Annotated in this window: 13 protein-coding genes; 5 read left to right on the top strand and 8 right to left on the bottom strand. The window is 36.1% G+C overall.

The annotated features are described in order from the left end of the window. Window positions 1-284: 284 nt before the first annotated feature. From murQ to ACTB0X_RS14750, 6 genes are all read right to left on the bottom strand, one after another. On the bottom strand, window positions 285-1,085 hold the full coding sequence (gene murQ, locus ACTB0X_RS14725) for an N-acetylmuramic acid 6-phosphate etherase (protein ID WP_463025815.1): 801 nt from the start codon (window positions 1,083-1,085) through the stop codon (window positions 285-287). A 1-nt stretch (window position 1,086) separates the two neighbouring features. Then, window positions 1,087-2,058: an aminopeptidase gene (locus ACTB0X_RS14730; protein ID WP_463025816.1), complete on the bottom strand. Its 972-nt coding sequence runs from the start codon at window positions 2,056-2,058 to the stop codon at window positions 1,087-1,089. Window positions 2,059-2,110: 52 nt separating this feature from the next. After that, entirely contained in the window at window positions 2,111-2,749 is a 639-nt protein-coding gene (locus tag ACTB0X_RS14735; protein ID WP_463025817.1) for a MarC family protein, read from the bottom strand. 156 nt (window positions 2,750-2,905) lie between these two features. Continuing rightward, a complete protein-coding gene (locus ACTB0X_RS14740; RefSeq protein WP_463025850.1) occupies window positions 2,906-3,778 on the bottom strand; it encodes an SDR family oxidoreductase in 873 nt (290 codons plus the stop codon). After that, the gene (locus tag ACTB0X_RS14745) at window positions 3,778-4,125 is read right to left on the bottom strand and encodes a phage holin family protein (RefSeq protein ID WP_463025818.1); all 348 of its coding nucleotides are present in this window, start codon (window positions 4,123-4,125) and stop codon (window positions 3,778-3,780) included. The genes ACTB0X_RS14740 and ACTB0X_RS14745 overlap by 1 nt, the downstream gene beginning before the upstream one ends. Before the next feature lie 12 nt (window positions 4,126-4,137). Continuing rightward, on the bottom strand, window positions 4,138-5,394 hold the full coding sequence (locus ACTB0X_RS14750) for a DUF819 family protein (protein WP_463025819.1): 1,257 nt from the start codon (window positions 5,392-5,394) through the stop codon (window positions 4,138-4,140). Window positions 5,395-5,514: 120 nt separating this feature from the next. On the opposite strand from ACTB0X_RS14750, the gene ACTB0X_RS14755 reads away from it, so the two are divergent. Beyond that, window positions 5,515-7,251 carry a PAS domain-containing sensor histidine kinase gene (locus tag ACTB0X_RS14755; protein WP_463025820.1) on the top strand — a complete coding sequence of 579 codons (1,737 nt, stop codon included), beginning with the start codon at window positions 5,515-5,517 and terminating at the stop codon, window positions 7,249-7,251. Beyond that, complete coding sequence (locus ACTB0X_RS14760; RefSeq protein WP_463025821.1) at window positions 7,235-7,897, top strand: response regulator transcription factor; 663 nt, start codon at window positions 7,235-7,237, stop codon at window positions 7,895-7,897. Before ACTB0X_RS14755 ends, ACTB0X_RS14760 begins: the two co-directional genes overlap by 17 nt. Here the strand turns inward: ACTB0X_RS14760 and ACTB0X_RS14765 are convergent. Together ACTB0X_RS14765 and ACTB0X_RS14770 are read right to left on the bottom strand one after the other, a co-directional pair. After that, window positions 7,894-8,763, bottom strand: coding sequence for a transglutaminase-like domain-containing protein (locus ACTB0X_RS14765; RefSeq protein ID WP_463025822.1), 870 nt, complete (start codon window positions 8,761-8,763; stop codon window positions 7,894-7,896). The genes ACTB0X_RS14760 and ACTB0X_RS14765 overlap by 4 nt on opposite strands. Window positions 8,764-8,817: 54 nt before the next feature. Next, on the bottom strand, window positions 8,818-9,696 hold the full coding sequence (locus tag ACTB0X_RS14770) for a nucleoside phosphorylase (protein ID WP_463025823.1): 879 nt from the start codon (window positions 9,694-9,696) through the stop codon (window positions 8,818-8,820). A 118-nt stretch (window positions 9,697-9,814) separates the two neighbouring features. On the opposite strand from ACTB0X_RS14770, the gene ACTB0X_RS14775 reads away from it, so the two are divergent. Genes ACTB0X_RS14775 through ACTB0X_RS14785 form a run of 3 tightly spaced genes read left to right on the top strand, consistent with a single transcriptional unit; the run spans window position 9,815 to window position 12,481 of the window. After that, a complete protein-coding gene (locus ACTB0X_RS14775) occupies window positions 9,815-10,723 on the top strand; it encodes a universal stress protein (RefSeq protein ID WP_463025824.1) in 909 nt (302 codons plus the stop codon). A 50-nt stretch (window positions 10,724-10,773) separates the two neighbouring features. Further along, window positions 10,774-12,021 carry a competence/damage-inducible protein A gene (locus ACTB0X_RS14780; RefSeq protein WP_463025825.1) on the top strand — a complete coding sequence of 416 codons (1,248 nt, stop codon included), beginning with the start codon at window positions 10,774-10,776 and terminating at the stop codon, window positions 12,019-12,021. Window positions 12,022-12,025: 4 nt separating this feature from the next. After that, on the top strand, window positions 12,026-12,481 hold the full coding sequence (locus tag ACTB0X_RS14785; protein WP_463025826.1) for a peroxiredoxin: 456 nt from the start codon (window positions 12,026-12,028) through the stop codon (window positions 12,479-12,481). The last annotated feature ends 7 nt before the right edge of the window (window positions 12,482-12,488 follow it).

Here is a 12,488-nt window from a genome sequence, read left to right on the forward strand (position 1 = left end):
TCAATCGTGTGCAATGCGGTCTTTTTAATTCAAAATTAGGGAATACAACTATTGGAAGTGGGATTTGTTCGGGAAAAGATGTTAGATCGCTGCGCTGCTAGACCGCTTCGCTGTTAGAAGCTAGATGTTAGACTTGTTTGAATTTATTGATATTCATTTGATACTAACATAATCGTTCAATACACTTATAAAATTTACTTTTCTAACATCTCTCCTCTAGCTTCTTGCGTCTAGCTTCTACCCTCTAGCTTCTTGCCTCTGACTTCTAGCTTCTAACCTCTTCTTCAAAAATTATTTATCGCATTCCGAACATTTCCGTACTTATCCAATAATTCTTTGGCTTCTTCATACGAAATAGACAATTCTCCCATCAGCATTTGAATACCTCTTTTTACGAGTTTGTTATTGCTCAGTTGCATGTCCACCATTTTGTTGCCTTTCACTCGTCCCAATTGAATCATCACGGAAGTAGAAATCATATTCAAGACCAATTTTTGTGCAGTTCCAGCTTTCATTCGAGTACTTCCGGTGACAAACTCAGGCCCTACAATGACCTCGATGGGAACATCAACTTCTGCAGCCAGTGGAGAGTCAGAATTACAAACGATACAAGCAGTAAAAATACCGTTGGCTTTAGCGTTTTTTACTCCACCGATTACATATGGGGTAGTGCCAGAGGCCGCAATTCCAATCACTACATCATCTTCAGTGATTTCATGTGATTTTAAATCTTCCCATGCTTGATTGTTGTCGTCTTCTGCGAACTCAACAGCTTTTCGAATGGCAGAATCACCACCAGCGATTATTCCTATTACTTTGTCGTGAGCCACTCCAAAAGTAGGCGGGCATTCGGAAGCATCTACAATGCCTAATCGTCCGCTAGTGCCGGCTCCGATGTAGAACAAGCGTCCACCTTTTTTCATTCGTTCAGTCGCAGCATGGATGACCAACTCGATTTTATCCATCACCTTTTCGATGGCATAAGGCACTATTTTATCTTCTTTGTTGATGCTGTTCAATAGCTCTTTTACGCTCATTTGCTCCAAATGATTGTATTTAGAATCGGCTTCTGTAGATTTTGTCATATTACAAAGTAGGGTATTTTTCTTTAAAGAAATTTAAAAATGAATGTAAGTTTCCGTTAAATTCAGTCTCAAAAATAGATTGGAAATTGGATTGTTGTTTATTGTAGGTATTAAATCCTGAGAAATAAGCATTGTTCAAAGGATAACTGCCATCTTTTAAACTTTGAAATGCATTGGGAGTCTCGAATTGAATCTGATTTAAAGCAGTTCGAATGCTTTTTATTTGTCGTTCTTTTGAGGCAAGTCGTTCATTAATTGGCAAACCGACACTGCTTTCATAATTCAACTTTAACAACTCAAGCTCTTCTTTCATAAAGTCAATGAATAAATCTCGATCCTTTCTTTTGTTGAGGTAGTCAGAAAGCAAAGAATCTCCTCCAGGATATTGTTTTAAGAAAGCTACAGCGCCTTGATGCCCGATGAATGAAGCGAGGTTCTCATTCATTTCTGCACTATCCTTTACATAGATGGTGGTGTGTGTCAATTCGTGTAGGATGAGGTTGGCCAAATCGCCTTTGCTTTTCTCAAGATTAGTCGATAAAATAGGGTCGGGAAACCAACCCAATGTAGACCATGCGGAAACCACATCTATTTCTACATCATAACCTAGGTTCTTTATTTTCTTCGCTTCAGCTTGCACCAATTCTTTTTTGAAGAAACCTTTGTATGGGAAACCTCCAACCAATGGAAACCGCCATTCGTAGGGCGTTAAGTCAAATCTTGGAGCTGCGGTAACTACCCATAAAGTAGGCTCTCCTTTTTGATCGTAAAGCGTCGTGTAATTTTTAGAATCAGTCATTCCCAATTCATTTATTCCAAACTCTCGAACCTCTTGTATGAATTTTATTTTCTGTTTGAAATCAGCTGAAAAGTTGGGATCAGCAAGAAAGTCGTTGATTGGTTTGGAGGCACCAATGACTTTTAGTTGACCTTCTAATTGAAGAATTCCATAATTGATTTCAGATGCTAGCAAGCCAATCAAGGCAAATAACAGAATTCCAATGAACCTGAATATGGACGACCTTTTAAACACTTCTCAGAATGTCGATTAAGATTGGTTTCAATCCACTGAAGAAGAATTCAACAGCGATTACCATTACAATTAAACCCATCAAACGCATGAGGATTTTATTTCCGGTTGGGCCAATGAATTTTGTGATTTGAGAAGCGCCCCACAACACCACAAATATGATGATGCAGATTAATAACATGGTTCCGATCATTATTGCTTTGTTCTGGAATTGCACAGCATCTTCCATCAATACAATGGCATTGGTAATGGCTCCTGGGCCACAAATCATAGGGATGGCAAGAGGCGTAACAGAAATATCATCTACATATTCACTGATTTCATTTTTATGGATTTTAATCTTCGTTAATCTGGCTTGAAGCATGTCATAACCCATCATAAAGAATATAATTCCACCAACTACACGAAAACTATTGACAGAAATACCAAAAAATTTAAATAATATTTGGCCACTAAAGGCGAATAAAACTAAACTCAAAAAAGCGACAATTACAGCTTTTAGAGCCGTTTTAGTTCGTTGTTCTTGATCTAGTTGACTAGTCATTGTTAAAAAAACTGGCATAATTCCAATTGGGTTCATCAAGGTGATGAAAGAGGTAAAGCAAAGTAGAAAAAAGGAAATTTCTGTTGTCATTTTAATTTTTTTAAATCCAAACTGGGTTTTACTTCGTAGATGGGGCAGTTAAGGTTAATTAAGGAAAACAACGAAATCACTTTGATTGGGATGTTTTAGTGTTTCGGTTTTTCTTTGTTTTTTGTTTGAGGAAGGCTCTGTTGGTAGCGGAGCCTTCTATTTTTTACCCCTAACGTGTTTTTCTACTTCGTCCCAAGCCTCTGCAGGTACTTTATCCATCAATGTGAATTCACCGGCATTATACAGCCATTCTCCAGCATCTATCGTCATTACTTCTCCGTTTACATAAGCAGAATACTCAGACATTAAATAAGCGGCTAAGTTGGCTAATTCTTGGTGTTCACCAAATCGCTTCGCAGGAATTCGCTGCAAGGGATCAATATCTTTCAACACGCTTTCTGGGAATAATCTAGAAAAAGCACCTTCTGTTGGAAACGGTCCAGGGGCAATGGCATTGGTACGAATGCCGTATTTAGACCATTCCGCAGCTAAGGATCTCGTCAAAGCTAAAACACCAGCTTTCGCACATGCAGAAGGAACCACGTATCCAGAACCAGTCCAAGCATAAGTGGTAACGATGTTTAGCATTACCCCTTTTATTTTTTGATCGATCCAATACTTTCCTAAAGCCAATGAGAAATTGTAACTTCCTTTCAGCACGATATCCACAATCACATCGAATGCTTTTGGAGAAAGTCGTTCAGTAGGACTGATGAAATTTCCTGCTGCATTATTCACTAAACCGTCTATACTTCCAAATTCAGCGATAGATTGTTTCAAAACTTCGTCCACTTCCAATGGCTTTCTTACATCACAAGCTACTGCTAGAATATTTCCACCAGTTTCTTCTTTCAGTTCTTTCGCTGTTTGTTGGATCACTTCATCTTTCCGACTACAGATGACCACATTTGCTCCGAGTTTCAAAAAGTATGCAGTCATAGATCGGCCCAAGCCGGTTCCTCCACCAGTAACTATAATCGTTTTTCCAGCCAATTCTTCGGCTTTAAACATTGGGTCAGTATACTTTATCATTGTTTTTCTTTTTTATCATTTATACCAAAGATGGAGCTTACTATAGACAATACTAAACTGTAAATTAAAGCCCACCAAAATCCATCCACTGCAAATCCATCTATAAAACTATCTACCATTAGAATCATAAAGGCATTGATTGCCAATAAGAACAATCCAAGGGTTAGAATGGTAACTGGAATCGTAATGATGATAAGTAATGGTTTTACAAAGAAGTTGACCAAGGCCAATACAACGGCTACGATAATGGCAGTAATGAAACCGTCGATATGGACGCCTGGTAAAATATAAGCGGATAGAATTACTGCTAATGCGCTTGCGAAAATTTTTCCTACTGTTTTCATATTTATTAATTTTTAAGGACTTACTACTTGCATTAATTGAGCACAGATAATTGCTCCGAAAGTACCTACTGCGTAACCAAATACCGCCAGTAAAACACCGACAGGAGCAAGAGAAGAACTAAAAGCTGAAGCTACAATAGGAGCAGAAGCTGCACCACCAACATTCGCTTGACTACCGACTGCTACAAAGAAGAACGGAGCTTTTATTAATTTGGCAACAACCAAAAGAATGATGACGTGCACCAACATCCAAACGAGTCCGATGGCAAAATAGCCAAGATTTTCGAAGATAGCCGTCACATCCATTTGCATACCAATAGTAGCTACCAATACATATAAGAATACACTTCCAAATTTAGAAGCACCTGCGCCTTCGTATGATTTTAGTTTTGTAAAACTCAATGCTAATCCTGCAACTGTAGCGATGATAACCAACCAGAAAAATCCACTAGCTAAAGAACTTAATCGATAAGCATCTAAAGTGGCTTGATGTTGCTCCATAAAGGGAGTGATTAAATCAGAACCAAAGTGTGCCAATGCAGTTCCACCAAATCCGATGGCGATGATGGCAAACATGTCAGAAACACTAGGATTTCTGTTTACACTCAGTCTGTAGTCTTCAATACTTTTCTTTACTTCAGTAATGGCTGAAGAATCTGCTTTGAAAAATCGATCCACTCTCGCAGAAATTCCGGCACCATATAGTAGGAATGCCATCCAAATGTTAGCAACAATTACATCCACAGTTACCATTGCAGAAAACAATTCATCACTTGGTTGGTATATTTCTTTCATAGCAGTTTGGTTGGCTCCGCCACCAATCCAGCTTCCTGCAATAGTAGAGAGTCCTCTCCATACTTCGTCAGGGCCTGCACCACCAACAAGGTCGGGAGAAAATACGGATAAGATTAAAATGGCAATAGGTCCTCCTAAAATAATTCCCAAAGTTCCTGTTAGAAACATAATGATGGCTTTAGGACCTAGTTTTAAAATTCCTTTAATGTCAATACTCAAACAGAGCAAGACTAAACTTGCTGGTAATAAATACCGAGAAGCAACAAAATAAAGATTGGAAGCCTCAGCATCAATAATCCCGAAAGTATTCAACAGACTTGGAATAAAATAGCACAACAATAACGCAGGGATTACTGTATAGAATCGTTGTAGTGTTTTGTTTTTGCTGCTTGAAGTCACAAAAACGACAGCTAGAATAATCATTAATATTCCTAAAATAACTGCATCATTGGTAATCAATACTGATTTTTCCATTTTATAAAAGTGATTTAATTCAATCTGCCAAGATAAGTTTTTTGAAATTTACAATGAATTCTTCGGCACGCTAATTCTTACAAAAAGGAATGTTTAATTTCGTGTTTTTATAAGCGATAAATGGATAGTTTACTTATTGGAAATCGGAACCTAAATGATTTAGTGATTAAGCTAAGTGGCTATAATTATGTCATTGTAGATCCTGATTTATCAATAGTTAGTAGCAATAGGTTAGATTTTGAATACTTTCCGATTTACAAGGCCTTTTTTGATTCTGATGAAGAGAAAGATTCGCTCTTAGGTTGCAAGGCAGTGTTGCGAGATTTTGTTGATAGGACTTTCAATGGTGTTTTTGATGTGAAAGAAGTAAATGGAATAAACCTTTTTTTTATTCCTGTTCAGTTCCAAGAATATATAATTGTATGTAGCACTAGGGTCGTAAAAAAGCGAGAACGAAGAAGAATCTCTGATAAACAATTTACAGCTGAATCAACCTTTGAATTGATCTTTACAATAGACGATTTAGGAGTCGTGGTAGAGCAAATAGGCGTAAATGACCTTTTAACTACTGATAAGGTGATAGGAAAGCCCTTTGCAAGTATTTTTGATTCTGAATATACTGATCTCATTCATCAAGCATTTGATAGAGTGAGAAGCTCTGGAAATATAGAACACCTTAGTTTAGCAAAGGATGCCGAGGGATTAGTGTTATTTTTTAAGGGGACTTTAATTCTTAATTCTCGAAAAGATTTGATATTAATAGTTCGTGACGATACTGATCGATTAGGAAAAGAGTTTGAATTGAGTTTGAAGAATAAAGCAATTGAAAACTCTCCCATAGGAACATATGTAATCGATTATGAGAATCAATATTTCTTATATGCAAACAATGCCTACTATGATATTACTGGATTCAATTCTTCTCAGATATTAGGAGGAGAAATAAGTTTGTTTGACGAACCATATAGCAGTTTGTTTTTTGTGGGCGAATCTCAGAAAAAAATAGAAAAAAAATATATCGATAGCATTAAGCACAAAACGCGTTTCGAAGGAATCTTTTTATGTAAAAAAGTGAATGGTGAAGAGTATTGGAACAGTATGGTTTCAATACCTGTATATGATGAAGACCTAAACAAAACAATTTTTGTTGGGATAGTTCAGGACATTACTGAAAGAAGAAAGTCAAATGAGTTATTGATGAGTGCCATTATTAGTACTCAAGAATCAGAGCGAAGTCGTTTTGCACAAGATTTACATGATGGTCTAGGTCAAAAAATACTGGCTGCGAAGATGAATTTATTAGCGATGAAAGGTGATTTATTGGAAGACTCAAAGGTTGGACAATTGCATGAGAAATCGGTAGACTTATTAATGAATGCGATTCATGAAACACGGAATATATCCCATAGCTTGATGTCAAATACCCTAAAAAGATATGGGTTGACTGATGCAATAAATGAAATGATTCGAAGTTTTTTTAACCTGAATGAAATTACAATCAAGGTTGAGAATGAAGTTTCTAAAGAAAGATTTGGATTAGATTTGGAGATTGGAGTGTATAGAATTGTTCAAGAATTATTTAACAATTCATTGAAACACTCAAATGCTTCCAACATCGATATTCGGATCAAACTAATGACTGATAGTTTATTATTTGTAAAATATAAAGACAATGGAATTGGTTTTAATTTGGAAAAATTAGAATCGAATAAAAAAACAGGTATTGGAATACAAAATATAAAATCGAGAGTGGTCTTTTTGGGTGGACAGTTTATAATTGAAGCTGCTGAAAATAAAGGATGCTCCTATACGTTGTATTTGCCAATAAACAGAAATATAGATGAAAAAGAGAATTAGAATATTTTTAGTGGATGATCACGATATTATTCGTGATGGATTAAAGGCTTTAATTGGTACTACACCTTCTATTGATGTGGTAGGAGAGGCGGCTAGCGCAGAAGAAGGGATTCAAAGAATATTAGAGTTAGATGTGGATGTGGTTTTAATGGACATACAAATGCCCGAAATGAATGGTATCGAGGCAACAGAAGAATTGTTGAAATTGAAGCCGGACTTAAAAATAATTGCACTTACCATGCACAATGAAGAAGCATATATATTAAATATGCTTCAGATTGGCGCAAAAGGTTATATGTTAAAAGAAAGTGGTAAGGCAGAATTAATTAAAGGAATTGAAACGGTATATAAAGGTGGGAAATATCTAAATAATTCTGTTTCTGTTAAGTTAATCGATAATTTAATTTCTGGAAATTCTGATTCCGTATTTGTAAACGAAAATGATGATGCAGCTTTTACAAAAAGAGAATTACAGATTATTGGGTTTATTGTAAAAGGATACACAAGTCATGACATTTCGTTAGAATTGGATATTTCTAAAAGAACTGTGGAGACACACAGAAGAAATTTATTTCAGAAGGCAAGAGTAAAAAACTCTATCTCTTTAGTCAAATTTGCTTATGATAATAAGTTGGTAAAGCGCTAATCTTTAATGATATTTAGGAGGGTTTTTAACTCTTCTACTTTGTCCATTACACCTGCTTTTCCAAAACAGAAAATAAGGTTGTTGAGCAATCGTTCAATGACTATTTGGTTGGTGCATGGTAGGAAATACGATTCATCTTCTTCAATTTTTAGCTGAGAAAGAAAGGTCTTGATTTCTTCTTCATTAAATATGGTTCCACCATTGAATGGGTTGACATAAAAAAGAACATCTTCTTGTAAAAACTCATCTACAAAGTCTTCAGGAAGAATGGTGTAGGCTAGCACGAAATGTTCAGGAAGGTTAACTCCGTAAATTGGAATTTTAAGTTCTTTTGCGATAATTAGATAGATCAAAGACAAAGAGATGGGGTTGCCTTTTTTACTTTCTATTACATGATTGATGAAGCTGTTCTGAGGAGAATGGAAGTTCTTTTTATTTCCTGAAAATCCATAAATTTCAAAAATAACCCGTCCAATGATTTTAGCCTTTTCTAAAGCTGTGTAATTGGGATTTAATTCTAACCAGACTTCTTTCACCAATTGTTCAAAAAAACGTTCAACTTCTCCAACGTCTAAATCTGGATATTGATAGCGTGCTATAATTAAGGCTCCATCCAGTAAATCTTTTCCTTGGCTATTTTTCCATTGGGCAAGATCTTTTTGAACTCGATCAAATTGAATTTGATGAATCAAATTTTCAATCCGTTGTTGTAATATATTATTGAAGGAATTACCCCAGGCATATTCTAAAATCGGCACAACATCATTTCCGATCAGTTTTAATTCTTGCTCAACTTGAGAGAATACAAACTCATCAGGGTCGTCTAATAATTCTATAAGTGCTTTAATTTTAGTTTCTGAGTGCATCGCAACAAAAATACAACCCTTTTAAAGCAGAAACCGTCGTGATTTTCTGATTTATTAACCTTTAGATGTTAATCGAGCCAATACTAACTGAACTAGCTCAGTCATTGCTGGATGGTAATCTTTACTGAATTCGTTGGCTAATCTATTGGCTACTATTACACATAAGGTGCAAGCTTCGTGTCCTAATAATCGACTAAGACCATACAAAGCAGAGGTTTCCATCTCGAAATTTACCACCTTTTCTCCTTCATATTTAAATGCAGAGAACTTATCATTTAAGGTTGGATCGTTCAATTCTAGGCGTAGAACTCGACCTTGTGGGCCATAAAATCCGGGTGCTGTAGCCGTAATTCCATTGCTAATTCCTTTGCCTAACTTATTAATTAGTAGTTCGGAACCTTTTACTAAGTAGGGTTTAGTAATCTTAGGGCTGTAGTTGGTCTGTTTTAAAATTTCATTCAATAAAATTGATTCTTCTGAAGTCGGCTCAAATTGATAGAAATTTAAAAGTCCATCCATTCCTAACCCATATTTACTCATTACAAAGGAGTCTACTGGTAATTCTCTTTGCATGGCTCCACAAGTACCTATTCGTACAATTTCTAAAGAAGTTAATTCTTGCTTAACCGTTCTGTTGCCTAAGTCAATATTTACCAATGCATCCAATTCGTTCAAAACAATGTCAATATTGTCGGTGCCAATTCCTGTAGCAATTGCAGAAACTCGTTCGCCATTAAATATCCCTGTATGTGTTACAAATTCACGGTTGGATATTTTACATTCGATGGAATCGAAGAAAGAAGAAATTAAAGCCACTCGTCCGGGGTCACCAACTACAATTATTTTTTTTCCAATATTTTCTGGTTTTAATTTTAAGTGATAAACAGAACCATCAGGATTCAACACCAATTCGGAAGGAGCTAACTTTTTCATCTATTCTTATTAAAAATGTCTAATTACTGCAAAGAAAAAGAAATAAACAGTTTTATGGGTAAATGCTTCTTACTATCTTTGGTAGGTAATCAAATACTATCTTAATAAAACAAAAAATATGGAAAGCCAAGTTGTCATTAAAAAAATATTAATACCATTAGATTTTTCCGAAACTTCAATGTTAGCCTTAGAGCATGCGACGAATTTAGCAAAGATTGAAGATTCGAAAGTTGTTTTGATTCATGTTTTAAAGTCAGGCTCCTATAGTAATGTTTTACCAAGTATTACCGGCGAAGGTGATGGTGTAGTGTTAAGAGATGAAATTTCATCTAAAATGAATGAAATTGGGAATAAGTTTAAAGCAGATACTGGAGTTGATTATGAAGTAGTCCTTGCTGAAGGAAATGTAGCTAGTCAGATAGTTGATACAGCTCATGAGTTAGAAGTCGATTTAATAATGATGGGGACTCATGGAGTGAGTGGTTTCCAAGAATTCTTTATGGGAAGCAATGCATACAGAGTTTTTACAGCAGCAATGTGTCCTGTATTGACAGTACAGTCACATGCTAAAAGTTTAGGTGCAAAGAAAATAATGTTGCCACTAGATAGTTCACCGCATACAAGAGACAAAGTAAGATATGCCGTAGCCATGGCCAAAGCATTTGATTCAGAAATATTGATTCGAGCGCTAATCACTCCAAACCACGAAGAAGAAAAGAACATTTTTAATTTAAAAGTTCAACAGACCGAAGAACACCTCGCCAATCATGGTGTTCGATATTCATCCGATTTTATCTACGGTGATGATATCGCTGAAATGACTTTGGAAGAAGCGAAAAAGGAAAAGGCTGACCTAATTATTATAATGACAGAGCAAGAAGCATCTACGGGGTTGTTCATTGGTCAATATGCACAGCGTATTGTGAATCACTCTAGAATTCCAGTTCTGGGAATTACTCCATTGGGAATTGTGCAATCATTCTCTCAAAGAAATTTAGGAGGAGATTATCGTCCATTTGGACTTTAATATTATAAAGAACTCAAAGGGGGCGATGCCCCCTTTTTTTATTTTCAAACATGACAGCAGAGATTATTACTATTGGTGATGAAATTTTAATCGGGCAGACTATAGATAGCAATTCTGCCTATATGGGGAAAGCATTGAATCTGATTGGAGTTTCAGTTAGAAGAATTACTTCAATCAGTGATACTAAAGCAGAAATAGTTGCAGCCGTTCAAGAGGCTCAGTCTAGGAGTGACTTGGTGATTACAACTGGAGGATTAGGTCCTACACGAGATGACATCACAAAACTAACCTTAACGGAATACTTCAATACTGAATTAATAACTTATCCTGAAATACGAGATTTTATTAAAGATATTTTTGAAAGCAGGGGCTTGCCCATTTTGGAGGTTAATTTAATTCAAGCTGATCTACCGAAAGATTGTCACATTATTCCAAATAAAATTGGAACCGCCAGTGGAATGTGGTTTGAGCGTAATGGAAAAGTGGTCGTTTCGTTACCAGGCGTGCCATATGAGATGGAGTATTTAATGCAAAACGGAGTTTTGGATAAAATTCAAGAAACATTCACTACTCCTAATGTGATTCATAAAACAGTGATGACTTCAGGAGCCGGAGAATCATTTTTAGCCGACCGAATCAAAGACTGGGAAAATACCTTGGATGCAGAAGGTATCCATATCGCATACTTGCCATCAAGTGGAATTGTGAAAATTCGACTAAGCATTATTTCTAATGATAAAGTAAATGCGCAAGAAAGAATAGACCGGAAAGTAATGGAATTATTGCAAATAATTCCTGAGTATATATACGGGTATGATGATGAACCATTAGAAGCAGCAATTGGAGGTTTATTAAGGAACGCTGAAGCTACTTTGGGAACTGCAGAAAGTTGCACCGGTGGATATTTGTCTCATTTGATTACTTCGATTCCTGGAAGCTCTAGTTATTATTTAGGTAGTTTAATTTCATATACCAATGAAATTAAAATAAAGGAATTGTCAGTAAAGGCCATTGATCTTCTAAAATACGGAGCTGTAAGTCAGGAAGTAGTAGAACAAATGGCAAAAGGGCTTAAAAAACGATTGAATGTAGATTATGCGTTGGCGACTTCTGGAGTTGCGGGTCCTGACGGCGGTTCAGAAGAAAAACCAGTAGGTACTGTTTGGATTGCTTTGGCAACTCCTGATGGAAGAGTCATATCAAAACTGCTTAAATTGGAGAAAAATAGAGGCCGAAATATTCATCGATCTGCTATTGGAGCGCTGAATTTATTGCGATTGGAATTAACTAGAAATTAGAATTATGGCAACTTTGAAAGTAGGTGCGATGGCTCCAGATTTTTCATTATCTGACCAACATGGAATTATTCATCAATTGTCTGATTTTAAAGGAGAATGGGTGGTTATTTATTTCTACCCCAAAGATGATACCCCTGGCTGTACCAAACAGGCCTGCGCCTTTAGAGACCAATTTGAGGATTTTAAAGACGAGGGCGCCATTGTAATTGGAATTAGTTCAGACGACCGTATCAGTCATACTAAATTTGTGGAGAAACACAATTTGCCATTTATCTTATTAAGTGATGAAGATGAGGTAGTCAGAAAAGAGTATGGGGCTAAATCACTATTTGGACTCATACCATCTCGCATTACTTTTGTGATCAATCCAAAAGGAGTAATAGCAATGGTTTTTAATGCTATGTTTGATGATGTAGAACATGTTAAGCGTTCTTTGGCTTTGATAAGAAATGCAAAATAGAATGCTA

It is taken from the genome of Acidiluteibacter sp. (genome assembly GCF_055129545.1).

Bases quoted from the DNA above. Each gene is read 5' to 3' on its own strand.
- murQ (WP_463025815.1), bottom strand. From the start codon at position 1,085: ATGACAAAATCTACAGAAGCCGATTCTAAATACAATCATTTGGAGCAA.
- ACTB0X_RS14735 (WP_463025817.1), bottom strand. From the start codon at position 2,749: ATGACAACAGAAATTTCCTTTTTTCTACTTTGCTTTACCTCTTTCATC.
- ACTB0X_RS14745 (WP_463025818.1), bottom strand. From the start codon at position 4,125: ATGAAAACAGTAGGAAAAATTTTCGCAAGCGCATTAGCAGTAATTCTA.
- ACTB0X_RS14750 (WP_463025819.1), bottom strand. From the start codon at position 5,394: ATGGAAAAATCAGTATTGATTACCAATGATGCAGTTATTTTAGGAATA.
- ACTB0X_RS14755 (WP_463025820.1), top strand. From the start codon at position 5,515: ATGGATAGTTTACTTATTGGAAATCGGAACCTAAATGATTTAGTGATT.
- ACTB0X_RS14760 (WP_463025821.1), top strand. From the start codon at position 7,235: ATGAAAAAGAGAATTAGAATATTTTTAGTGGATGATCACGATATTATT.
- ACTB0X_RS14765 (WP_463025822.1), bottom strand. From the start codon at position 8,763: ATGCACTCAGAAACTAAAATTAAAGCACTTATAGAATTATTAGACGAC.
- ACTB0X_RS14770 (WP_463025823.1), bottom strand. From the start codon at position 9,696: ATGAAAAAGTTAGCTCCTTCCGAATTGGTGTTGAATCCTGATGGTTCT.
- ACTB0X_RS14775 (WP_463025824.1), top strand. From the start codon at position 9,815: ATGGAAAGCCAAGTTGTCATTAAAAAAATATTAATACCATTAGATTTT.
- ACTB0X_RS14780 (WP_463025825.1), top strand. From the start codon at position 10,774: ATGACAGCAGAGATTATTACTATTGGTGATGAAATTTTAATCGGGCAG.
- ACTB0X_RS14785 (WP_463025826.1), top strand. From the start codon at position 12,026: ATGGCAACTTTGAAAGTAGGTGCGATGGCTCCAGATTTTTCATTATCT.